Here is a 21,931-nt window from a genome sequence, read left to right as displayed (position 1 = left end):
GTGCGCCGGTCAGTCCGGGCGCAGCGCCCGGGCCGGCCGGCCGCGCAGCCGCGCGAACTCGGGGGAGGCGCGCAGCCCCGCGACGTCCGTCTCCGGGTCACGGGGGAGCGGCACCGGCAGGTCCTCCACCACCCGGCCGCCACCGGGTCCCGCCGCCATCACCAGGACGCGGGAGCCCAGCAGCACCGCCTCCTCCACGGAGTGCGTCACGAACAGCACCGTCGTGCCGAGCCGCCCGGCCAGGGAGCGGACCTCCTCCTGGAGGCGCTCCCGGGTCAGCGCGTCCAGTGCGGCGAACGGCTCGTCCATCAGGAGCAGTTCGGGCTCCGCCGCCAGGGCGCGGGCCAGGGCCACCCGCTGCTGCTGGCCGCCGGACAGCTCCCAGGTGCGGCGGCCGGCCATGCCGGGCAGGCCCACCCGGTCCAGCAACTCGGCGATCCGGTCCGCACGCCGGGACCGCGGCACCCCGTGGCGGGCCAGCGCGAAACCGAGGTTCCCGCCGACCGTGCGCCACGGGAACAGCCTCGGCTGCTGGAACACCACCCCCGCACCCCGCCCGGGGCGCGGGGCACCGCCCCGGACCAGGGCGGTGCCCGAAGCCGGGCGGGCGAAGCCGGCGATCACCCGCAGCAGGGTGGTCTTGCCGCAGCCGGAGGGGCCGACGAGGACGACGAACTCGCCTGCGCGGACCCGTAGGTCCACCGCGTCCAGCACCGTCACGGGCTGCTTCGCCGGGCCGTAGCGGACCGACACCCCGGAGAGGTCCACGGCGAAGTCGTCATCGGAGGTACCCGTGGCGGCGCGGACGGCGGGTTCAGTTCGCGGCACGGCCGAGCTCCTCCACCGCGAGGGCCCGGCCGAAGGCGGCCTCGTCCGGAACGGCGTCGACCTTCTTCTGCTCCTTCAGGAAGACGGCCGCGTCGTGCAGGGTCGCGGCCAGCTTCCCGGGGGCGCCGGGCGTGCCGAGGTAGTCGGGGCCGGTCTGCTCCTTCGCGCTCAGCAGCACCAGCTCCGCGAGCTGACGCTTCGCCTCCTCCGGGGCCAGTCCCAGCTCCGCCCCGATGGACTTCGCAGCCTGGTCGCGGGCGGTACGGGCCTGCCCGACGGCCTGGTCCTGCGCCTTGATCCAGGCCGTGACCACCTCGGGGTGCCTGGCCGCGTACGCGTTCGTCACCACGCCCAGGTCGGCGGTGGGCTTGCCCTGCTCCGCCGGCTGCCGGCTCGTGATGAGCACCTTCCCGTCCTTGGTCAGCTCGCTCAGCGTCGGCGTCCACACGTAGGCCGCGTCGATGTCCCCGCGCTTCCAGGCGGCCAGCGTGTCCTGCGGCTGGAGGTCGATGGTCTGCACGGCCGACGCGTCCACCCCGGCGTCCTTCAGCGCGGCGAGCAGCGAATAGTGGGAGGTGGAGCCGAAGGGCGTGGCCACCTTCTTCCCGGCCAGGTCCTTGACCGAGCCGATCCCCGACTTGGCGACCAGCGCCTCGTTGTCGCCGATCAGGTCATGGATCCAGACCACCTTGTACGGGATGTTCAGCGGGGCCGACAGGCCCTTGGTGACGGGGCTCGACCCGGCCAGGCCCAGGTCCACCGCACCGGCGATCACGGCGGTGTTGACGTCACCGCCGGACTCGAACTTCACCCACTTCACGTCGGCTTCGGGCAGGGCCTTCTCCAGCAGCTTCTGGTTCTTCACGATGAGGTCGGCATTGGGTATCGCCTGGTAGGCGATCCGTACGGTGGTCCGCCCCGGCTTGGCCGCCGCCCCGTCCCCGTCCGCCCCGCACGCGACGGTGACGGAAGCGGTCAGGGCGACGGCGGCGGCCAGCAGCAGGGTGCGGCGGGAGACATTTCTGGGCATGACGGAACTCCATGGGTGAGAAAGGGTGTTGGGGAAGAAGGGTGGGAGGGGCGGGCGTCAGCCGTGGCCGCGCCAGGGGACGGCGAACCGTTCGATCCCCCGGAGCAGGGCGTCGAGCACGATCCCGGACAGTCCGATGGCGAGGATGCCGGCGATGACCAGCGCCGTCTGGTTGTAGCGCTGGGCGTCGCGGATCATGCCGCCGATGCCGGGCACGCCGTTGATGGTCTCCGCCGCCACGACGGAGGTGTACGCGACCCCGACGGCGATCCGGATGCCGGTGAGGATCTCCGGCAGTGCGGAGGGCAGCCGTACCGACAGCAGCAGGGATGCCGGACCGGAACCCAAAGCCCGTGCGGCTTCGACGAGTTCGTCCGGCACGGTCCGGACGGCCGCCGCCGTGGCCGCGGCGATCGGCGGCAGTGCGGCGATCACCAGCAGCCAGATCTTCGGGGCCTCGTCGATGCCGAACCAGATGACGAGCAGCGAGAGGTACGCGAGCGGCGGCAGGGTGCGCAGGAAGGTCACGGCCGGCTCCAGCACCACCGCGAGCGGCCGGACGGTGCCGATCAGCAGCCCCAGGGGCACCCCGGCCGGCACCGCGTAGGCGGAGCCGGTGCCGATGCGGCCCAGGCTCACCCCGAGGTGTTCGACCAGCAGGTGGCCGCCGTACCCGCGGACGCCGTCGTGCGTGGTGGAAGCGAGCAGGAACTGCCGCCACACCTCGCCGGGCGAGGGCACCAGCACCCTCGGCCACAGCTCGGCCGCCACCGCCGCCTGCCAGGCGGCGAGCAGTACGGCCAGGGCGAGGAGACGCAGCGCGCTCCAGCGCAGCGCCTCCCGGATCCGTGGTCAGCGTGACGTCGTTGAGCGCCTTCCGTCAGTTGGTGGTGACGGAAGCCAAGTGACTGTGGAGATGGTGGACAATTTGGTGTCCGATCCGTGCATGGGCGCGAGGTTCGAGCGGAGTGCTCTGAACCCCTGCCAAGTTCCCGATCGTGAGTCAAGACACCATGGTTAAAGGGCGGTTCGGGCACCGTGCCCGGCTCGCTCTGTCGCGCACCGAGGTGGTCAAGGCTGACGGCCAGGCGCATGCGGCCCGTACCATGTGGAACCTGCTGCACGCCTGGTGGCAGATGATGCCGAAGGAAGAGCGGACTCTTGGGCGAGCGGATGACGCCATTCGCCAGGCCCGCAGGGACATGCCCTTCCTTGCCGGCCTTCCCGCGCAGGCAGCGCAAGCGGTGTTGAAGGAGTACTTTCAGGCGTGGAAGAACTGTTGGGACGGCCGTGCCGAGGCCCCGAATTTCAAGGTCCGCATCCGCACTGTGATGTCCGTGGACGTCCCGCAGGGTCGCGATCTGAACGTCGTCCGTGTGCACCGCCGCTGGGGCATGGCCAGCATTCCCAAGCTGGGCCGGGTCCGATTCCGGTGGACCAAGGACCTGCCCGTCGGCAAGCACGCCGATGGGGAGAACCGGATCACTGGGGCCCGGCTGATCAAGGACACGCTGGGCTGGCACGTCGCCTTCCGCGTCCAGGCCCTGGAGGCCAAGCCCGTCGTCCACTTGGGGCCGGACGTCGGAATCGACCTCGGCGTCACGATCCCCATTGCCCTCTCCGACGGTGGTATCTACGAGCATGGCGAGTGGTTGACCAGCGAGGAACAGGCGAAGCTCTTGCGTCTGGAGCAGTGCGCCGCTCGACGCAGGGCGCACCGCAGGCCCGGCGAGGGTACCAGCGGCCGGCTACACCATACCTACGACCAGATCGCTGGACTCCGCGCGAAAGCCAAGCGCCGGGCCCGGGACTGGCAGCATCAGACGACCACCGGCATCGCCCGCAAGTACGGCACGGTCGTCGTCGAAGCACTTACGATCGTGAACATGGTCAAGTCGGCCAGGGGAAGCGTTGACGAGCCGGGCAGGAACGTCGCCCAGAAATCCGGACTGAGCCGGTCGATCAGCGGCGAGGCATGGGGCCGGACGGTCGCCATGCTGGCGTACAAGACCGCCAGGCACGGAGGTGCGCTGCACAAGGTCCCCGCCCCCGGCACCTCTCAACGCTGCTCCGAGTGTGACTTGACCACGCCCGGGAGCCGGGAGTCGCAGGCCGTGTTCGTGTGCAAGAACGCGGACTGCGGCTGGTCGGGCAACGCCGATCACAACGCGGCCCGGAACGTCTTGCATCTGTACTGGATGGGCCTCGCGCTCGTCCCGGCTGCCGGGAGGGCAGTCGTCAGGCGCGCCAAGCGCGTCAAGCCCGCTACCGCAAGGTAAGTAGGAATCTTCCGGCATCAGCCGGAAGAGCACTTCAAGTGACGACGCGATACGAGTACGGGGCCACGAGGTGCATGCTGTCGGGTGGCCGGGTGGGTATCGACAAGCGAGTCCGGATGGTGGACGAAATCGTCCCGGATGCCGGGCGGTTGAGGGGCTGGGGGAGGCTACCGGCCGCGGTTGAAGGGCAGCTTGCCGAGCACCACGGCCATGCCGCACGTGTTGGTGAGGGCGGAGAAGACCAGCCCGGCCGCGATCCCGGCACTGAGCAGTTCGAAGGCCGGGTGGACCAGCAGGCCGAGGAGCAGACCGAGCAGGACGAGCGAGCCCGCGCTGAACCGGACCTGGCGCTCCATGGCCCAGACCCGGCGGGGCCCCTGTGCCGGGTAGCTGAGCGGGTGCCCGTGCGCCGACCAGGAGGTGGTGCCGCCGGTCAGGCTGGTGGCCCGGATGCCGTGCCCGGCCAGGGTCCGGGCCGCGTTCTCCGAGCGGGTCCCCGAGGCGCACACCAGCAGCAGCTCCTGGTCCCCGGCGGCCTGGCGCAGCTCGGGCAGGGAGCGGCCGATCCGGTCGAGCGGGATGTTCAGCGCGCCGGGCAGGTGGCCGGAGGCGTACTCGCCCGGGGTACGGACATCGACGATCCGGAACTCGGTGTGACGGGCGTGGGCCTGGCTGACGTCGAGGAGGGCGGGGCTGCTGCTCATGGCGGACGGGCTCCTTCGGGAGGCGGGGACCGGCGGACCGGCTGCGGATGCGCGGCGTACCGGGGATGCGGCGGGACCGCGGGCGCGCGCCGGGGCGACGGGATCATCGGCGCGGCGCGGGGCGGGCGGTTCGGAGCGGGCAGGCGTCAGCGGGGACAATAGGAGCGCGACAGGAGGCGCTGGGTGACGGCCATGGCGCGGAGCATAGACGAAGGAGCGGAGCGGGCAAGACATCCGTTCCACCATTCGGGACGGCGGCCGGCCGCGCGGAGTCGGGAGACCCGCAGAAGAGCCCGGTCACATGGGTGCGGGGCCACGGGATACGACCCCGTGGCCCCGCACCGCTACCGTTCGACCGCTACACCGAGGCGGCCGGAGCCGCTGCCGACTCCGGGTCGTCCTCGTCCACCGGGATGCTGACCAGCCAGCGGGTGTCCTGGCGCGGGCGCAGGTACAGCGCCCAGTACAGCGTGGCGACGGCGGTGATCCCGCCGGTCCACAGCAGGTACTGGGTCTCCTGCTGGGTGAGGATGTACGCGAACACCAGGATCAGCACGACCGGGACGGCGGGCCACAGCGGCATCCGCCAGGCGGCGCTCTCGCGGTGCGCCCCGCGGCGGCTGGACAGCGCGGCCACGGCGACCAGCAGGTACATGCCCGTCACCGAGACGCCGGTGACCCCGTAGAGGGTGTCCAGGTTGACGAAGCACATCGCCGCGCCGGGGATGCCGACGAGCAGGGTGGCCACCCACGGGGAGCCGAACCGGCCGAGGCGCGAGAGCGCGGAGTTGACCGGCGCGGGCCAGGCCTTGTCCCGGGCGGAGGCGAACAGCACCCGGGAGTTCTGGATGACCATGACGATGCCCGCGTTGACGATGGCGAGGGCCACGCAGAGGCTGACGAAGGTGCCGACGGCCGAGTTGGACCAGGCGGTCACCATGGTGCCGAGGTCGCCGGAGGTCAGGGCCTCCAGGTCGGGGGCGCCCATGGTGATGGCGATGACCGGGACCAGGATGACGGCGGCGGAGATGGCGAGGGTGGCCAGCACGGTCCGCGGGACGTTGCGGCGCGGGTTCTCCAGCTCCTCCGACAGGTAGACGGCCGTCGAGAAGCCCTGGGTGACGAAGAGCGCGATGGCGAGCCCGGAGACGACCATCATCGCGGTGACGGTGGAGGTGCCGCCGCCTTCGGCCGCCACGGTGCCGTGCACGAGGGCGCCGACGCCCCGCTCGCTGTGGGCGAAGCCGAGTACGGCGACGAGCCCGGCCGCCACGACCTCCAGGACGAGGAATACGCCGGTGATCCAGGCGTTGGCCCGCAGGTCGAGGAGACCGGCGAGGGTGGCGAGCAGCATCACGGCGGCGCCCGCGGCCGGGGCCGGTACGTCGATGACGGGGGCGAGGTAGTCGGCGGTGCCCATGGCGATCACGGGCGGCACGATCATCACGACGAGCAGGGACAGGACGAAGACCAGCCAGCCGGCGAGCCGGCCGGACAGGGTGGACACCATCGCGTACTCGCCGCCGGCGCTGGGGATGAGGGTGCCCAGCTCCGAGTAGCAGAACGCGACCCCGATGCAGAGCAGGGAGCCGATGGCGATGGTGAGCGCGGTCCAGGTGCCGAGGCTGGAGAAGAGGTCCGGGACCACGACGAAGAGGGTCGAGGCCGGCGTCACGCACGAGAGCGTGAGCAGGGTTCCGCCGACTACGCCGATGGAACGCTTGAGCTTCTGGGGCACGGGACCGGTGGCGGGGGAGAGGGCCTGAGGGGCGCTGATCGTGTCAGACATCGGTGCGGTGTTCCGATCGGCAGATGCGGTGAGTGAGCGCGGGAGCGGTATCGCCTCCGGGGCGGTGGTGGGCACGTCTGGTTCGGTGGCTCCCGGGCCGAATGGAATATCCGCGAGATCCGCAGGTCAAGGCCTGTTTACCTGCGGATTTCGTCGTCCGGAGGCGGGCCGGCGGCCCTGCGCGTCATGAACGCCGTGTAAACGCTGCGCGATCACCGTGTGCGATAACCGCATGTGACCGCGGGTAAATTTCCCTCCGCTTTGCCCACCCGCCGCCCTCCCGTGTCACGGGAGGGCGGGGATCCGCTCCAGGACGCCGCCCGCGAAGACGTCGTAGAGCGGGAGCGTCTCCAGGTGGACGTAGCCGATGTGGCAGTCGCAGACCGCGAGCGGGCAGGCGCGCGGGCGCAGGGCGGCCCGGTAGGAGCCGTCGTAGAGGTTGCCCAGCTCCGCCTTGACGAAGTGGCAGCGGCGGACCGTGCCGGCGCCGTCCACCGAGATCACCGAGGCGCCCGTGCGGCAGGGCAGGCCCGCCGAGCGGTGCGGGTGGCGGCTGAACGGGAAGAGCGGGTCCAGGGCCGTCCAGTCGGCCGCCTCCGGGTCGGTGTAGGAGTGCCCCTCCGCCGCGTTGACCCACAGGTACACCCCGGGCGGCAGCGCGGCGCGCAGCCGGCGGGCCTCCGCGAGGTGTTCCGGCAGGCCGACCACGCCCACGCTGAACCGCACCCCGGCGTCGGCCAGTTCCCGGCACTTGCCCAGGAAGCGGTCGTACGGGGTCTGGCCCGGGTGGTACGTGCACCACAGCGCGAGCGTGTCCCGGTCGGCCTCGGCGGTCCACCCGGTGCGGCCGCTCAGGTTGGTCTGGATCGCGACCCGGCGCACCTGCGGCAGGTGCGACAGCTCCACCAGGGCGCGCCGGTACCAGGAGCGGACCAGGCCCTCGCCCCACGGGGTGAACAGGACGGACAGCCGGTCGCCGGTGTTCCCGGCGGCCCAGCCGGTGAACCGCTCCAGGGCGGCCCGGTCGGCGGTCAGCAGCTCGCGGCTGTCCCGCCGCTTGGCGAACGGGCAGTAGGGGCAGTCGTAGTCGCAGGAGGACAGCGGGCCCCGGTAGAGCACCGTCAGGTCCATCGGGGACTCCTCGGCCCGCGCCCGCGTCCCCGTCACCTGCGTCCCCGTCCTCGTCACCTGCGTCCCCGTCCCCGTCATCCGCGGCCCCGTCACTTGCCCTCGTACGCGGCCATCGCGGCCCGTACGTCCGCCGAGAACAGCGCCGGGCCCGCCGCGTCCGAGTGCGCCAGCCCCTCCGGGGTCAGCCGCAGCAGCTCCGGGTCGTCCACGAGCCAGCCGCGCTCCGCGAAGGCCGCCAGCTCCGCCGGGAAGTCCTCCCACGGACCGCTCCCGAAGCGCCCCCGGTACTCGCTCACCGGCATCCCGCGCGCCTGGAGCAGGGACTGCAGCAGGTGGCGGCGCCGGGCCTCCTCCGCGTCGATCCGGCGGCCGTGCCCGGCCCGCGCGAAGTCCTCCTCCGGGCGGCTCACGTAGTCGTCGATGATGCCGCGGATCTCGCTCATGCCGACCGCGTAGTCGAAGGAGTAGTGCAGCCCGGCCGTGTAGGAGCGGGCTCCGCAGCCGAGGCCGATCATGCCGTCGGTCTGGCACGCATGGTCCTCTGCGCCCTCCGCGGGCGCGTCCGCCCGGCGGAACATCCGCATCGACACCTGCTCGTACCCGGCGGCCAGCAGGTGGTCCCGACCGGCCCGGTACAGCCGCAGCCGCTGCTCGTCCCACCCGTGGGTCGTGGACTCGCCCGGCCTGCGCCCCAGGCCCGTCAGGGGGCGCACGTACAGCGGGTAGAGGTAGAGCTCCTCCGGGCGCCAGGCGAGGGCCGCGTCCAGCGAGTGGCGCCAGCTCTCCTCCGTCTGCCCGTCGATGCCGTAGATCAGGTCGATGTTCAGGACCGGAATCGCCGCGTCCCGGACCCGGGCCAGCGCCGCCTCCACGTCCGCCCGCTTCTGCGGACGCACGGCGGAACGCGCCTCGGCGGGCACGAAGCTCTGTACGCCCAGGCTCAGCCGGGTCGTACCCCGGTCGGCCAGCACGGTGAGCCGGTCCGCCGTCGCCGTGGACGGCGAGGCCTCCACGGACAGCGGCACCGCACGCAGATCGGCGCCCGCACTCTTCTCCGCGATGTCGCAGAGCCGCTCCAGCTCGGACGCCGTCAGGAAGGTCGGCGTCCCGCCGCCGAAGGCTGCCGCAGCGAACCGCACGGGCTCCTCGTCGCCCAACGCGCGGCGGACCGCCGTCGCCTGCCGCTCCAGCGCGTCGAGATAGGCCGTGGTCAGCCCCTCCGGCGCACCGATCCGGGTGAAGAGGTTGCAGAACCCGCAGCGCACCTCGCAGAAGGGAATGTGGAGGTAGAGGGAAAGGGCGTCCTTGGGCTGCCGTGCCCACTCCCGGCTCAGCTCGGCGGGCTCGGGCAGCGCGCGGTACGCCGTCTTGTGCGGGTAGGCGTAGACGTAACTCTCGTACGGAGTCGATGAGTTCATCAAAAGATTCATCGGGGGCCGGGCTCCTCGTGGTTCAGGTGGAACTGTGCGTACGGGACCGTCCAGACCGCCTCGTGGGCGAGCCGGTGCCCGGTGTACCCGTCGTCCCCGTACGTGGTCCCGTGGTCGGAGCAGACGATCGCGAAACAGCGGCGCCGCGACCGCATCGCGTCGAAGAGCCGCCCGATGTGCCGGTCGACGTACTCCAGCGCGGCCGCGTGCGTCTCCCAGGAGTCGCCGTCCGCCGCGGCCGCCCCGGGGGAGTGGAACCAGTTGGGCTGGTGCATCGCCGACACGTTCAGGAAGAGGAACAGCCGCCGGTCGTGCGGCAGTTGGGACACGACCCGCTCGGCGCGGGACACCTGGGCCTCGAAGGAGGTCGGCGACGCCACCCCGAACTCCGGTTCCCAGTGCGACTCCTGGAACATCCCGGGCAGTACGGAGCCCAGCGCGGCCGCCTTGTTGAAGAAGCCGACGCCACCCACGCACACGGTCCGGTAGCCCGCCCCGGCCAGCCCCGACACCAGGTCCGGAGTGTCGAACACCCAGGTGCGCCCGGCGGTGGTCTCACTGCCCGGGAACCGCGCGGCGAACAGCCGCGGGTGCGGGCCCGGCCCGTCGGGGGTGGGCAGGAAGCCCGCGAACATGGCCTGGTGGGAGGCGTAGGTGAAACTCCCCGGCGCGTGCCGCCGCTCCCACGCCCCGCCGGGCAGGTGCGCGGCCAGGTTCGGGATCCGCCCCTGGGCGGCCAGCCGCTCGGCCACATCGTGGCGCAGCGTGTCGAGGGTGACGAGCAGCAGGTCGTCACGGCCGACGACCTCGTTCATGTCAGGGGCGGACGGGGGCGTGTGCATGCTGTTCCTGTCGTACGGCGGCCACTTGGGCCGCATAGGTGTCCTGGCCCTCGGCGGGCGAGCCGGGCAGTCCCGTCAGCCGGGGCAGCAGGTCCCCGAAGGCGTTGACCTCGCCCACGGCGAAGCTCCGCCAGCCGAGGGCGGGCAGCAGATCGACCCCGACGCACAGGGTGCGCGGGAAGGAGGCCGCGGCCCGCTCGCACACGGCGAGCGCGTCCGTCTCCCAACGGCCGCCCGCCGCCGCCACGGCGGCCACGGCCGCGTCGAGATCGCCGCGGGCACCGCCGAGGTGCAGGTTCGTGAGCGGACCGGCGGCGGTGCGGACCACGGCGTGGGTGGCCCGGCCGGCGACGACGACCACCCGGAGATCGGCGGAGCGTCCCTGCTGGGAAGCCTTCGGCAGCCACCGCTCGATGTGCAGGCCGTCGGGGGCCAGGGCGTCGACGATGGCGCCGATCACCCGCTCGTCCTCGTACCGCCGCAGGCGCAGCGCGTTGTGCAGGGCCCCCGACGGGGCCCGCTCCACGGAGGTGGTGGCGCGGATCCGGCCGCCCGCGCCCGTCTCCACCGCGAGCACCCCGGAGGCCGAGGAGCCGTGCGCGAGCTTCACGAACGCCCGGCGGTGGCCGGGGAGCGCGAGCACCGCCCGGACCTCCTCCCAGCCCTGCACCGGGGTACGGACGGCGTCCGGGCCCGAGGTCGGGGAGGCCGGTACGGGAACCCCGGCGGCCGCCAGCACCCCGTGGCAGAGCCGCTTGTCGAACAGCACCCCGAGGTCGTCGGGGTCGCTCGTCAGCGTGCCGCCGGCCGACCGCACCCCCTGCGCCACCCCGTGCACCGCCTCGGTGAACCGCCGGTACCAGCGTCCGGTGCCCTCGACGCGCGTGGCGTCGGCGGTTCCGCGCAGCAGCCGATCCACCTCGGCGTCCTCGCCGGGGGAGTCGATGCGCACGCGCTCGCCCGCCCGGAAGACGGCCCGGCCGGTCAGCACGTCCCGCCACGGAACCACCCGGGCGTCGGGCAGTCCTGCGGCGCGCACCGCGTCCTGGAAGAGGGCGACCCGGCGGTTGCCCGGATTGCCCACCACGGCGAAGGCCGCGGGAGCAGTACGCGTCACTCCGCGACCGCGACGTAGCGGTACTTGGCGTTGTCATCGACGTCCGCGGTCTGGGGGTCGCTCAGATCCACCTCCACGCCGTGGGGGGCGAGCGCAGCGCTCAGCCGCTTCCGAAGCGGTTCGCCGACGTAGTGGTGGTGCAGGTCGAGCTTGGTGAGATGGGTGAGGGGGCGCCCCGCGAGCAGAGCCTCGGCGCCTTCGTCGGTCAGGACGCCCATGGAGAGGTCGAGCACCTCCAGCCGCTCCACGACCGGAGCGGTGGCGAGCGCCGCCGCCACCGCGTCCTGGATCTCGCTGTTGCGCAGCGCGAGCCGGCGCAGGGCGGGCAGCCGGGCTCCGCTCAGGAACGGCTCCAGGTCGCCGACTTCGGCATCCCCGCCGTAATTGGGGGTGCCCAGCCAGAGGTCGAGCTCGGTGAGGGCGGGGAACTCGCTCCGCGCGACCCCGGCCACCACCTCCTTCGGGAGCCCGCCGGCCTCCAGGCGCAGTACGCGCAGCGCCCCGTGCTTCACGGGCGGGAAGACCAGCCCGTCGCCGCCGCGCACTCCGAACTCCTCGAGCGCGGGGTACGCCGGCAGCAGCGGACCCACGTCCGATTGCTGGATCCAGGAGATCTCGCACTCCTCGAACGTGATGTCGCCGACGAACAGCGCCCGCAAAGCGGGGAACTTCGGAGCGGCTTCGACCAGCGCCTCGACGATCCCGGCGCTGGAGGCCTCGTACGCCTCGGACCAGCCGCCCACGATCAGGGCCCGCACCTGCCGGGTGTCCACGGACTCGGTGAACCGGCCGAAGGCCTGTGCCCACTCCTCCTCGGCGTCGTACGTCTCCACCGAGATCCGCCAGGCCACGTCCCCGGGCTCGGGCAGCGCGCGGGTGTCCTTGAGCCCCGGGAAGTCGAAGGCGGGCAGGCCGCCGAGCTCGCTCAGGTGGGTCCCGATGGTCATGCGCCCAGCTCCTGACGGTATGGCGGGTGGTGGTGCCCGGCCGTGCGTGTCCTGCGTGTGCTGCGTCTCGTTCGTGTCGTGCGACACCAGTTCTACCAAGCCCCACCGACACCGGCGGCCCCGGTGGGCGCCAGGGCCGCGGCCGGCCGTCCCCACGCGGTGAAAGCCGGTGGGCGGCGCTCCCGAGGGAGGGCCGCCCACCGGCTTCCGGTGTCCGGTGCCGGGCGTCCGGTCAGCGCTTGCGGTAGCCGCGCGCGTCCTCCGCCGCGGCCAGTACGGCGTCGAGGTCGCCGCCGATCGCCGAGGTCAGCGTGATGGCCACGGCGCCCTCCAGGAACGGCGCGTCCACGATCCGTGCCCCTTCGGGCAGTTGCGAGGGCTCCTCGCCGAGCAGGGCGTTCACCGTCAGCACCGCACTGCCCATGTCGCACAGCACGGCCACGCCCTGCCCCTCGTCCACCGACCGGGCGGCGGCCGTGATCAGCTCCGCGCTGGTGCCGATCCCGCCGTCGGGGGTGCCGCCCGCCACCGCCAGCGGAGCCGGCTCCACCGAGCCGATCAGCGCGCCGGCCAGCGCGGCCACGGACTCCGCGACCGCCTTGCTGTGCGAGACGAGCACGATGCCGACGCGGCCGGTACGGGTCTTCGGCGCCTGCGCCTGCGCCTGCTCCTGCTCCTGCACCGGAGCCTCGGCGGCGGCCGGCTCCTCGGGGGCGAGTTCCGCCTCGGGTGCGTCCACCGCGGTGCGCAGCGCCTCCATGAGCAGGGCCACGGAGTTGGCCCCGGCGTCCTGGTGGCCGACGCTGCGCTCGCCGAGGTAACTGGCCCGGCCCTTGCGGGCTTCGAGCGGCTCGGTGGCGTCGGCGCCCGCGCGGGCCGCCCGTACGGCCTCGTCCAGGGCCTCGCGCAGCGGCCGGTCGGCGTCGGCGGCTTCGGCCAGCGCCGTCACCGCGGGAGCCAGGGCGTCCACCAGCGTGGCGTCGCCGAGCTCGGCGCCGCCCAGCTTCTGCACGGACTTCAGCCCGGCCCCGAGCGCGGCCCCGAGCTCCGCCACGGTCGGTGCCCCGGTGTCGCCGAGCACCTTGCCCGTGCGGCGCAGCGCGGTGCCGAACAGCGGGCCGGAAGCGCCGCCGACCGTGTTCGTCAGCGTGGTGCCGGCCAGCGTCAGCAGCGCCCCCGGGGTGGCGGGCCGCTGCTGGGCCACGGCCGCGCCGACGGCGCCGAAGCCCCGTACGAGATTGGCCCCGTGGTCCCCGTCGCCGATGACCGCGTCCAGCTCGGTGAGGCGCGCGCTGTCCCGCCGTACGAGCCGGTTGGTCTCGGCGATCCAGCGGCGGAAGTAGGCGGTGTCCATCGGGGAGTCCGGCGCGGGAGCCTGGGCGGTCGGGGTCGTGGAGGTCGTGGCGGTCGTGGAGGTTGTCGGGCTGACGGGCGTGGCGGTCATGGAGGGGGCTCCTGGAGAGTGTCGGGCGAGAGGGGCACAGCGAGCGGGGTCAGCAGCCCCAGCGCAGGGACGGGGTGTCCACCGGCGCGTCCCACAGGCGCAGCAGTTCCTCGTCGGCGCGGCACAGGGTGAGGGTGCAGCCGGCCATGTCCAGGCTGGTGACGTAATTGCCGACCAGGGAGCGGGCCACGGTGATCCCGCGCTCGACGAGCACCCGCTCGACCTCCGCGCGCATGATGTACAGCTCCACGGGCGGGGTCCCGCCCAGGCCGTTGACGAGGAGGATGACGGGGGCGCCGGCCGCCTCCGGGAGGTCATCGAGGATGGCGTCGAGCATCGCCTCGGCGGTCTCGGCGGCCGTCATGATCTTCCGGCGCTCGCGGCCGGGCTCGCCGTGGATGCCGATGCCCAGCTCGATCTCGTCCTCGCCGAGCGTGAAATTGGGGCTGCCCTTGGCGGGGGTGGTGCAGGAGGTCAGGGCGACGCCGTAGCTGCGCGCGTTCGCGTTGACCTTGCGGGCGACCGCCGCGACCTCGGCGAGCGGGGCGCCCTCCTCGGCGAGCGCGCCCGCGATCTTCTCCACGAACAGGGTGGCGCCGGTGCCGCGGCGGCCCGGTCCGTGCTCCGTGCGGGCGACGGCCACGTCGTCGTCCACGACGACCTGCTCGACCTCGACGCCCTCGTCCTCGCAATCCTCCGCGGCCATCGTGAAGTTGAGGATGTCGCCCGTGTAGTTCTTGACGATGTGCAGGACGCCGGCGCCCGCGTCGACCGCGCAGGTGGCCGCGGCGATGTTGTCCGGAACTGGGGAGGTGAACACCGGTCCGGCCACGGCCGCCGCCAGCATGCCGCGCCCGACGAACCCGGCGTGCAGCGGCTCGTGCCCGCTGCCGCCGCCCGACAGCAGCGCGACCTTCCCGGCCGGCTCCCCGGCCGCACCGGCGGCCCGCGTGACGATGCCCTTCTCCGCCTCGACGCGGAGCCCCGGGTGAGCGGCGGCCATTCCGCGCAGTGCGTCGGAGACGACACTTTCGGGGGAATTGATGAGCTTCTTCACGGGGGCCTCTTCCTTGAAAGCGGAACGCGGAACACGGAACGGGGAACGGGGAACTCGTCACGCAGGTCCGGAGCGGAAAGAGGAATTGCGGGACGGCATTAAGTCGGCACCGTCGCCGATCCGCCACCGCTCCCGGGGCACTTGGCTGGAACTTTACTCTGGCGAACCTGTGGCACAGCTCGGGTCTTTGGTCCCGGATCCGGCCGCGGAAGGGCCCGTTCGCAAGGGGACCGTGCATATCCGGGGCGCGGCCGAAATTCGTGATAGGGATGAATAAGCAAGCGGAAATGAATTCGCAATGAGGAGGATTCGCGTGAAGACCGTCGGTACGCGCATGATGATCAGCCCGCCCAAGTACGTGCAGGGCGCCGGGGCGATGAACGACCTGGGCGAGCACACGGCCCGCCTCGGGACGAACGCCGTGGTCCTCGCGGACAAGGGCGTCTGGGGGTTCGTGGACACGGCCGTCACCGCTTCCCTTTCCGAGGCCGGGGTCAAGCTGACCAAGGAGGTCTTCGGCGGGCTCTGCACCCAGAAGGAGATCGACCGGGTCGCCGCGGCAGCCAAGGCCGCCGGCGCGGACGTCATCATCGGCATCGGCGGCGGCACGGCCATCGACACCGCGAAGGCCGTGGGCCACGCGCTCGGCGACATCGCCGTCGTGTCCGCGCCCACGGTGGCCTCCACCGACGCGCCGACCAGCGCGCTCGCCGTGATCTACACCGAGGGCGGAGCCTTCGAGCGCTACTCCTTCTTCCAGCGCAACCCCAACCTGGTCCTCGTCGACACCGCGCTCGTCGCGGGTGCGCCGAGCCGCTTCATCGTCTCCGGCATGGGCGACGCGCTCGCCACCTGGTACGAGGCCCGGGTCTGCGTCGCCGCCAACCGGGTCGCCATGGCCGGCGGACTCGCCACCGAGGCCTCCCTCGCGCTCGCCCGGCTTTGTTGGGAGACCCTCATGGAGTACGGCCCCCAGGCCCGGCTCGCCGCCGAGGCGCACGTGGTCACCCCGGCCCTGGAGAAGGTGACCGAGGCCAACACGCTGCTCTCCGGCCTCGGTTTCGAGTCCTGCGGCCTCGCCGCCGCGCACGGCATCCACAACGGGCTGACCGTCTCGCACAAGGTGCACGGCATGATGCACGGCGAGAAGGTCAACATCGGCACCCTGGCCCAGCTGGTCCTGGAAGGCGCCCCGACCGACGAGCTGGACACCTACCTGCGCTTCAGCCGCGCCGTCGGCCTGCCCACCACCCTCGCCGAGATCGGCCTCGGCGACCCGGACCGCGAGGAGCTCCTCGCCATCGGGCGCGCCGCCACCGCGGAGGGCGAGACCACGCACAACATGCCCTTCCCGGTGACCCCGGAGATGGTCGCCGATGCCCTGATCGCGGGCGACTCGTACGCCCGCGCCTACGCCAGGCGGTAGCGGCGGCAGACGGGGCGCGGGCGGCTCACGGGCCGCCCGCGCCCTACGGGGCCGTCCTACGGGGCTCCGCGCGCGGGCCGTCCCCCGCGCCGCGGGCCCCGTCGGGGGCGGCCCGGGCCGGGTCCGGGCAATCGGGGTCCGCGCGGTCCGCGTCCGCACGGTCCGGGGTGGACGCCTCCCGGGCGGCCACCTCCGGGGCGGACGTGCGGGACGCCAGCAGCAGGGCGATGTCGTCCGGCCGGTCGGTGGAGTGCCCCGCCTCGGCGACCAGCCGGTCCGCCGTCTCCGTCAGCGGAGCGGGACCGGCGGCCGCCAGCGCGGCCCGCAGCCGCTCCACCCCCACGTCGATGTCCGTGCCCGGGATCTCCACCAGCCCGTCCGTGTACAGGGCGAGCACCGCCCCCGGCTCGATCCGCAGCCGGGTCACCGGATATCCGGCCCCGGCGTCGACACCGAGCACCATCCCGCCCGCCAGGTCCAGCACCTCCGTCCGGCCGCCCGGATGCCGCAGCAGCGGCTGGGGGTGCCCTGCCCGGACCGCGAGGGCGAGTCCGGACCCCGGGTCGAGCAGGACGTAGCAACAGCTGGCGAACTGACCCGGGTCGAGGTCGATGAGCAGCTCGTTCGTACCGCGCATCACCTGCTCCGGCGTATTGCCGCCAAGCGTGAAAGCTCGTACGGCGCTGCGTAGTTGGCCCATCGTGGCCGCGGCCGCCACCCCGTGGCCCTGGACGTCGCCGATGACCAGCGCGAGCCGCCCGCCGCCCGTCTCGATGACGTCGTACCAGTCGCCGCCGACGTCCATCCCGGCGGTGCCGGGCAGGTACCGCGCCACCGTGGCCACATTCTCGCGGACCGGCAGCCGGTGCGGGAGCAGCGCCGCCTGGAGGCCGCGGGCCAGCGCCGACTCGCTGTCGTAGCGCCGGGCCCGCTCCAGCGCCTGCGCGATCAGCCCGGCCAGCGCCGTGAGCACCGTACGCTCCTCCGGACTGAACCCCCGCGGGGAGTCGAAGCCGAGGATGCACGAGCCGACCGGGCGGCCCGAGGCGATCAGGGGGAGGAACGCCCGGGCGCCGACATGGGCGTCCAGCTCGATCCCCGGGTAGGCGGCGGCCAGGTGCTGCATCGACTCGAAGAACAGCGGGCGGCCCGAGGTGAGGCATTCCACCCCGGGCAGCCGGACGTCCAGCGCGACCCCGTCGAACCGGTCGAGGAACCCCTGGGGGAAACCGGTCTCCCACGCCAGGTGCAGATGCCCCTCGCCGAGCAGGTAGATCGCCAACTGCCGTCCGCCGAAGGCCGGGAGCAGCTCGTCGGTGACCACCATGGACACCTGGCGGGCCGTCACCGCCTCGGTCAGCGCGATCGCCAGCGCCACGGGCCGGTACAGGGCCGAAGCCCGGTCGGCGGGCGAACCCAGGCCCGGGGACCCGAGCCCCGCGCCGGGCCGCGCCACCGACTCGGGTGCGTAGGCGGGGGGTTCGGCCCCGGCGATGGTGACGGTGATCCCGTCGACCCCGGGATGCAGGCCCACCGACAGCCAGTGCGGGGAGGGTTCGGGTCCGCGCCCGCGGGCGGCTTGGAAGTGCACCGGAGCGGGGGCGAGGAACACCGCCCGGAAGTGGTCCTCGTAGGCGGGGTTCCCGAGCCAGGGCAGGGCCTCCCACAGCATCCGCCCGGTGAGTTCCGCCCCGTCGGAGCCGAGCAGGGTCGTGGCGGCGGTGCGGGCGAGGGAGTTGGTGAAGCCGATCACGCCCTGCCGGTCCACGGCCAGGACGGCCAGGTCCAGCCGGTCCACGGCGGCGCGGGCGCCGGCGGCGGGGCTGTCCGCGGCGGGGTTGTCCGCGGCGCCCGGACCGGGCAGGCACACCGGGTCGCCCTCCCAGGTCACCGTGGCCCCGCCCGCGGCCAGCGCGGCCAGCTCCCCGGCCAGCCGGGCCGCCACCGCGCGCAGCCGCTTCCGGTCGCCGGGCCCGACCGGGATCCCGGGGGTCGCGGGGCGCAGCACGAAGAGGACGCCGTAGCGCTCGCGGCCGCGGGCCACGGGCTCGTAGAGCGAGCCGAAGGGGAACGGCAGCCCGGCCATCAGCTGGGGGAAGCGCCGCATCGCCGATTCCGCGTCGGGCAGGTGCACGGCCTGACCGGACCGGTGGGCCTCGGCGACGGGGTACGGGCGGTTCACGTGCATCCGCCACCAGGGGCGGAACAGCGGGCCCGGGAGCCCCGTCACGGCCGCCATCAGCATGAGCCCCTCGGTGCCGGAGCGCAGGTAGATCCCGCCCGCGTACCCGCCGGCGGCCCCCATGGCATCGAGAGCGGCCCGCGCGAGCGCCTGGGCCGTGGCGTCGTTGGCGGGGCCGCCGGTGTCCGGTCTCGCCGTCACCCCTCCAGAATGCGCTCGGGCCGGTGCTTCCGCATACCCCGCGGCCCCTCCCCGCCCACCACTGGTTTCGATTATCGGACGCGCGGCGGCGCCATTCGGAATTCCGTGCCCTGAATGGCGGAAGGAATCCTGCCGGGTTAGCGTCGGCTGATGATCGCTCTCGTGGCACATGACCAGAGGAAGAACGACCTATTGAATTGGGTGCGGCGCAATCACCGTGCCGTGACCCGGCACGGACTGGTGGGAACGAGCTCCACCGCACGCCTGCTCAGATCGGAACTGGGCGTGCAGATCAGGTCGGTTGAGTCCGGTCCGCACGGCGGGGACCAGCAGATCGGCTCGATGGTGATTTCCGGCGACGTCACTTCGCTCGTATTCTTCTGGGATCCCCTGTGGGCCGCCCCGCACGTTCACGACGTACTCGCCCTCGTGCGCATTGCAGTGCTCCGGAATATCCCCGTCGCCTTGAATCCGGCCAGTGCGGAGGCCATGTCCGAGGACGGATTCTCCTTCGACGGCCGGTCCGTCCACCCGGTCGCGGCGGGCGCCCGCTCCCGCTGATCGGCAGCGCCCGGGCAGCGGGGCCCCGACGCCCGGTCCGGGGCCCCGGCCGTCAGCGGCGCCGCCCCGGCCGGCCCGCCCCGGGCTCGGTCGATCGGCTGACGCCCGGGCGGGACCGGCGGGCTGAAAGTCCCTGCCGATCAGGGACTTTGCCCGGCCACCGGCCCTCCTCGAACTGCTTAGGTTTGCCTTAGTGGAGTCGAACAAGGAGGTCCGGTGCCGTCGCTCAACGACAGCCGTCCAGGGACGACCGTACGCATCACGGGGATCGACCCCGGTCAGGCCGGCGGGAGCCGGCGCCGGCTCCTGGAGTTCGGCTTCGTGCCGGGCGCGGACGTCACCGTGATCGCCCGGGGCGCCACCGGAGGGCTGCTCGTCGGGCTCGGGGACACCCGGGTCGCGCTGGACACCCGTACCGCCGGCCGGCTGAGGTGCGCCGGATGAGCTGTCACGCCACCGGGGCCGGTGCGACCGCCACGGCGGAGCGGCGGACCGGCACGCCGTTCGTCGCCCTCGTCGGCAATCCCAACGTGGGCAAGTCGACCCTCTTCAACGCCCTCACCGGCGCCCACCAGCGCGTCGGAAACTGGCCGGGCAAAACCGTCTCCGTGGCCCAGGGCGACTGGCGCACCGCGGGCGGCCGGCCGCTGCGCGTCGCCGACCTGCCCGGCTCCTACAGCCTGCTGCCCGACTCCCCGGACGAGGCGCTGGTGCGCGACGTGCTGACCGGGCCGGCGGGGGAGCGGCCCGACGCGGTGGTCTTCGCCCTCGACGCGGCCAACCCGGCCCGCAACCTGTACCTGCTCTCGCAGGTCCTCGACACCGACATCCCCGTCGTGATCGCGCTGACCATGACCGACGTCGCCGCCCGGCGCGGAGCGTCCCCCGCCCCGGACGCGCTGGCCCGCGAGCTCGCACTGCCCGTCGTACGGGTGGAAGGACGCTCCGGGACCGGGCTGGACCTGCTCGCGGAAGCGGTGGGCGAGGCCCTGGACGCCGTACCCCCACGCCAGGGGCCGACCTCTGCCTGGGCGGCCGGGTCTCCCGTGGCAGCCGAACTGGCGGAGCTGGCCGCGCAGGCCTCCGGGCTGACCCCGCACCCCGCGCGCTGGCTGGCCGTCAGCCTGCTCTGCGGGGAGGAGCCGCCCGGGGTCCCGGCGGCACTGGCCGAACGGGCCGGGGCGGCGGCGGCGCGCCTGGCCGCCGCGGCCGTGCGCGATGCCGCGGGGAACGATGCCGTGGCGCACGATGCGGCGGGGGACGATGCCGCGGGGGACGGTGATACCGACGCCGAACTCCTCGTCGCCGAGGCCCGCTACGCCTGGGCGCACGCCGTCATCGAGCGCGCGGCGCCCCGCCCGGCCGGGGCCCGGCCCACCCTCACCGACCGGGTGGACCGGCTGCTGCTCTCCCGCGGCTTCGGCATCCCGTTCTTCCTCGCCGTCATGTGGGGCGTCTTCCAGGCCACCACCGTGCTGGCCAAACCCCTCCAGGACGGCCTCGGCGATTTCGTCTCCGGGCCCGTCAGAGGCGGCGCCGACCTGCTGCTGGAAGCCGTCCACGCGCCCGGCTGGCTGACCGGACTGCTGGTCGACGGCCTGATCAGCGGGGTGGGGCAGCTGCTCACCTTCGTCCCGCTGATGATCATCATGTTCCTGCTGCTGGCCCTGCTGGAGGACTCCGGCTACTTCGCCCGCGCCGCGTTCGTCGCCGACCGCCTGATGCGGACCCTGAGGCTGCCCGGCCGGGCCTTCCTGCCGCTCGTCGTCGGCTTCGGCTGCAACGTCCCCGCCCTCGCCGGCACCCGGATCCTGAGCCGCCGCTCGCACCGGCTCCTGGTCGGCCTGCTCATCCCGTACATGAGCTGCACCGCCCGCCTCGCCGTCTACGTGATGATCGCGGGCGTCTTCTTCGGCTCGAACTCCGGCACCGTCGTCTTCTTCCTCTACGTCGCCTCCGTGCTGCTGGTCGTCGGCATGGGCCTGATCCTGCGGCCCCTGCTGTTCCGGGACATGAAGGAGGAACCGCTCGTCCTGGAACTGCCCCCGTACCGGCTGCCCACCCTGCGGGTCACCGGCGCCCAGGTCTGGCAGAAGCTCGCCGCGTTCCTGCGGACCGCCGGCGGCATCATCGTCGCGACCGCGGCCGCCGTCTGGCTCCTCATGGCGATCCCGGCCGCGGCCGGCCACGGAGGCTTCGGCAAGGTCGACGTCGAGCAGAGCATGTTCGGTACGGTCACCCGCGCCACGGCGCCCCTCGTGGCCCCGGCCGGCTTCGGCGACTGGCACGCCACGGCCGCGCTCGGCACCGGCCTGATCGCCAAGGAGGGCGTGATCTCCACCCTCGCCCAGACCTACTCGGCCGGGGAGGACGGCGACCCCGAGCTCACCGCGAGCCTGCACGCGACCTTCGAGGAATCCTCCGGCGGGCACCAGGGGGCGGCCGCGCTCGCCTTCCTGGTCTTCATCCTCGCCTACACCCCCTGCTTCGCCACCCTGGCCGCGCAGCGGGCCGAGATCGGCACCCGGCTGACCGTCATCGGCTTCGGCATCCAACTGGCGGCTGCCTGGCTGCTCGCCGTCGGCGTCTTCCAGATCGCGAGGCTGGTGTGGTGAGCGGGGCCGGCGGGGCCGGCGGGGTCACCGCAGGCACCGGGCCCGGCATGCTGCGCCGCCTGCTGCGCGCCTTCGAGGAGGCGGCCCCCGGCGAGGGGCTCGCGCAGATCGCCGACCGGCTGGGCATCGACCGGGCCGAGGCGGCGGACCTCGCCGCGTACTGGGTCCGCAAGGGCCGGCTGCGCCGCGAGGAGATCGGCGGCCGCGACTGCGGAGGCTGCGCGGCCGCCACCCGCGCCTGCACGGCATGCCCCGGCGGCATCGCGCCGCCCGCTTCCACTCGGCCGGTGCTCGTCGGGCTGACCCCCGTACGCCACCCAAGGCCCGAGGGCCCGGCATGACGAGGCG

Annotated in this window: 19 protein-coding genes and 1 pseudogene; 6 read left to right on the top strand and 14 right to left on the bottom strand. The window is 73.3% G+C overall.

Features of this window, described 5'->3' with window-relative positions; all coding sequences use genetic code 11:
* Positions 1–9: 9 nt before the first annotated feature.
* From ACODT5_RS20875 to ACODT5_RS20865, 3 genes are read right to left on the bottom strand one after another with little or no spacing between them, the layout of a single operon-like run.
* Positions 10–828: an ABC transporter ATP-binding protein gene (locus tag ACODT5_RS20875; protein WP_422520829.1), complete on the bottom strand. Its 819-nt coding sequence runs from the start codon at positions 826–828 to the stop codon at positions 10–12.
* Positions 815–1,858, bottom strand: a complete 1,044-nt coding sequence (locus tag ACODT5_RS20870) for a taurine ABC transporter substrate-binding protein (RefSeq protein ID WP_422520828.1) — start codon at positions 1,856–1,858, stop codon at positions 815–817. Before ACODT5_RS20870 ends, ACODT5_RS20875 begins: the two co-directional genes overlap by 14 nt.
* A 57-nt stretch (positions 1,859–1,915) precedes the next feature.
* Positions 1,916–2,704 carry an ABC transporter permease gene (locus tag ACODT5_RS20865; protein WP_422524981.1) on the bottom strand — a complete coding sequence of 263 codons (789 nt, stop codon included), beginning with the start codon at positions 2,702–2,704 and terminating at the stop codon, positions 1,916–1,918.
* A 152-nt stretch (positions 2,705–2,856) separates the two neighbouring features.
* Here ACODT5_RS20865 and ACODT5_RS20860 point away from each other — a divergent pair, with 152 nt between their 5' ends.
* The gene (locus ACODT5_RS20860) at positions 2,857–4,137 is read left to right on the top strand and encodes an RNA-guided endonuclease InsQ/TnpB family protein (RefSeq protein WP_422520827.1); all 1,281 of its coding nucleotides are present in this window, start codon (positions 2,857–2,859) and stop codon (positions 4,135–4,137) included.
* A 167-nt stretch (positions 4,138–4,304) separates the two neighbouring features.
* On the opposite strand, the gene ACODT5_RS20855 is transcribed toward ACODT5_RS20860, so the two are convergent.
* The 10 genes and pseudogenes from ACODT5_RS20855 to dhaK all read right to left on the bottom strand — a co-directional run bounded on the left by ACODT5_RS20855 (position 4,305) and on the right by dhaK (position 14,598).
* Entirely contained in the window at positions 4,305–4,841 is a 537-nt protein-coding gene (locus ACODT5_RS20855; RefSeq protein WP_422520826.1) for a rhodanese-like domain-containing protein, read from the bottom strand.
* Positions 4,842–5,199: 358 nt separating this feature from the next.
* Positions 5,200–6,630, bottom strand: coding sequence for an APC family permease (locus tag ACODT5_RS20850; protein ID WP_422520825.1), 1,431 nt, complete (start codon positions 6,628–6,630; stop codon positions 5,200–5,202).
* Between the two features lie 285 nt (positions 6,631–6,915).
* A complete protein-coding gene (locus tag ACODT5_RS20845; protein ID WP_422520824.1) occupies positions 6,916–7,761 on the bottom strand; it encodes an STM4011 family radical SAM protein in 846 nt (281 codons plus the stop codon).
* A gap of 89 nt (positions 7,762–7,850) precedes the next feature.
* The gene (locus tag ACODT5_RS20840) at positions 7,851–9,179 is read right to left on the bottom strand and encodes an STM4012 family radical SAM protein (protein ID WP_422520823.1); all 1,329 of its coding nucleotides are present in this window, start codon (positions 9,177–9,179) and stop codon (positions 7,851–7,853) included.
* A gap of 8 nt (positions 9,180–9,187) precedes the next feature.
* Entirely contained in the window at positions 9,188–10,006 is an 819-nt protein-coding gene (locus tag ACODT5_RS20835) for an STM4013/SEN3800 family hydrolase (protein WP_422524980.1), read from the bottom strand.
* 1 nt (position 10,007) lies between these two features.
* Complete coding sequence (locus ACODT5_RS20830) at positions 10,008–11,150, bottom strand: STM4014 family protein (RefSeq protein WP_422520822.1); 1,143 nt, start codon at positions 11,148–11,150, stop codon at positions 10,008–10,010.
* A complete protein-coding gene (locus ACODT5_RS20825) occupies positions 11,147–12,097 on the bottom strand; it encodes an STM4015 family protein (protein WP_422520821.1) in 951 nt (316 codons plus the stop codon). Before ACODT5_RS20825 ends, ACODT5_RS20830 begins: the two co-directional genes overlap by 4 nt.
* Positions 12,098–12,329: 232 nt before the next feature.
* Positions 12,330–12,716 carry a PTS-dependent dihydroxyacetone kinase phosphotransferase subunit DhaM gene (locus ACODT5_RS20820; protein ID WP_422524979.1) on the bottom strand — a complete coding sequence of 129 codons (387 nt, stop codon included), beginning with the start codon at positions 12,714–12,716 and terminating at the stop codon, positions 12,330–12,332.
* 111 nt (positions 12,717–12,827) lie between these two features.
* Positions 12,828–13,451: pseudogene (gene dhaL, locus ACODT5_RS20815) on the bottom strand (dihydroxyacetone kinase subunit DhaL); the annotation flags it as partial.
* Positions 13,452–13,590: 139 nt separating this feature from the next.
* Entirely contained in the window at positions 13,591–14,598 is a 1,008-nt protein-coding gene (gene dhaK, locus ACODT5_RS20810) for a dihydroxyacetone kinase subunit DhaK (protein ID WP_422520820.1), read from the bottom strand.
* A gap of 313 nt (positions 14,599–14,911) precedes the next feature.
* Here dhaK and ACODT5_RS20805 point away from each other — a divergent pair, with 313 nt between their 5' ends.
* The gene (locus ACODT5_RS20805; protein ID WP_422520819.1) at positions 14,912–16,024 is read left to right on the top strand and encodes a glycerol dehydrogenase; all 1,113 of its coding nucleotides are present in this window, start codon (positions 14,912–14,914) and stop codon (positions 16,022–16,024) included.
* Between the two features lie 43 nt (positions 16,025–16,067).
* Here ACODT5_RS20805 and ACODT5_RS20800 read toward each other — a convergent pair whose 3' ends face one another.
* Entirely contained in the window at positions 16,068–18,407 is a 2,340-nt protein-coding gene (locus ACODT5_RS20800) for a SpoIIE family protein phosphatase (RefSeq protein ID WP_422520818.1), read from the bottom strand.
* A 150-nt stretch (positions 18,408–18,557) separates the two neighbouring features.
* Here ACODT5_RS20800 and ACODT5_RS20795 point away from each other — a divergent pair, with 150 nt between their 5' ends.
* From ACODT5_RS20795 to ACODT5_RS20780, 4 genes are all read left to right on the top strand, one after another.
* A complete protein-coding gene (locus ACODT5_RS20795; protein ID WP_422520817.1) occupies positions 18,558–18,968 on the top strand; it encodes a methylglyoxal synthase in 411 nt (136 codons plus the stop codon).
* 216 nt (positions 18,969–19,184) lie between these two features.
* A complete protein-coding gene (locus ACODT5_RS20790; protein ID WP_250739058.1) occupies positions 19,185–19,412 on the top strand; it encodes a FeoA family protein in 228 nt (75 codons plus the stop codon).
* Positions 19,409–21,583: a ferrous iron transport protein B gene (gene feoB, locus ACODT5_RS20785; RefSeq protein WP_422520816.1), complete on the top strand. Its 2,175-nt coding sequence runs from the start codon at positions 19,409–19,411 to the stop codon at positions 21,581–21,583. Before ACODT5_RS20790 ends, feoB begins: the two co-directional genes overlap by 4 nt.
* Positions 21,580–21,924 carry a helix-turn-helix domain-containing protein gene (locus tag ACODT5_RS20780; protein WP_422520815.1) on the top strand — a complete coding sequence of 115 codons (345 nt, stop codon included), beginning with the start codon at positions 21,580–21,582 and terminating at the stop codon, positions 21,922–21,924. The genes feoB and ACODT5_RS20780 overlap by 4 nt, the downstream gene beginning before the upstream one ends.
* Positions 21,925–21,931: the final 7 nt, after the last annotated feature.

The organism is Streptomyces tatrensis, from assembly GCF_049310065.1.
Classification (GTDB): domain Bacteria; phylum Actinomycetota; class Actinomycetes; order Streptomycetales; family Streptomycetaceae; genus Streptomyces.
This window is presented reverse-complemented; position numbering and strand designations above follow the sequence as displayed.

Excerpts from the sequence above, each read along its gene's own strand:
- ACODT5_RS20870 (WP_422520828.1), bottom strand. The coding sequence starts at position 1,858 with ATGCCCAGAAATGTCTCCCGCCGCACCCTGCTGCTGGCCGCCGCCGTC.
- ACODT5_RS20855 (WP_422520826.1), bottom strand. The coding sequence starts at position 4,841 with ATGAGCAGCAGCCCCGCCCTCCTCGACGTCAGCCAGGCCCACGCCCGT.
- ACODT5_RS20850 (WP_422520825.1), bottom strand. The coding sequence starts at position 6,630 with ATGTCTGACACGATCAGCGCCCCTCAGGCCCTCTCCCCCGCCACCGGT.
- ACODT5_RS20845 (WP_422520824.1), bottom strand. The coding sequence starts at position 7,761 with ATGGACCTGACGGTGCTCTACCGGGGCCCGCTGTCCTCCTGCGACTAC.
- ACODT5_RS20840 (WP_422520823.1), bottom strand. The coding sequence starts at position 9,179 with ATGAACTCATCGACTCCGTACGAGAGTTACGTCTACGCCTACCCGCAC.
- ACODT5_RS20835 (WP_422524980.1), bottom strand. The coding sequence starts at position 10,006 with ATGAACGAGGTCGTCGGCCGTGACGACCTGCTGCTCGTCACCCTCGAC.
- ACODT5_RS20825 (WP_422520821.1), bottom strand. The coding sequence starts at position 12,097 with ATGACCATCGGGACCCACCTGAGCGAGCTCGGCGGCCTGCCCGCCTTC.
- ACODT5_RS20795 (WP_422520817.1), top strand. The coding sequence starts at position 18,558 with ATGATCGCTCTCGTGGCACATGACCAGAGGAAGAACGACCTATTGAAT.
- feoB (WP_422520816.1), top strand. The coding sequence starts at position 19,409 with ATGAGCTGTCACGCCACCGGGGCCGGTGCGACCGCCACGGCGGAGCGG.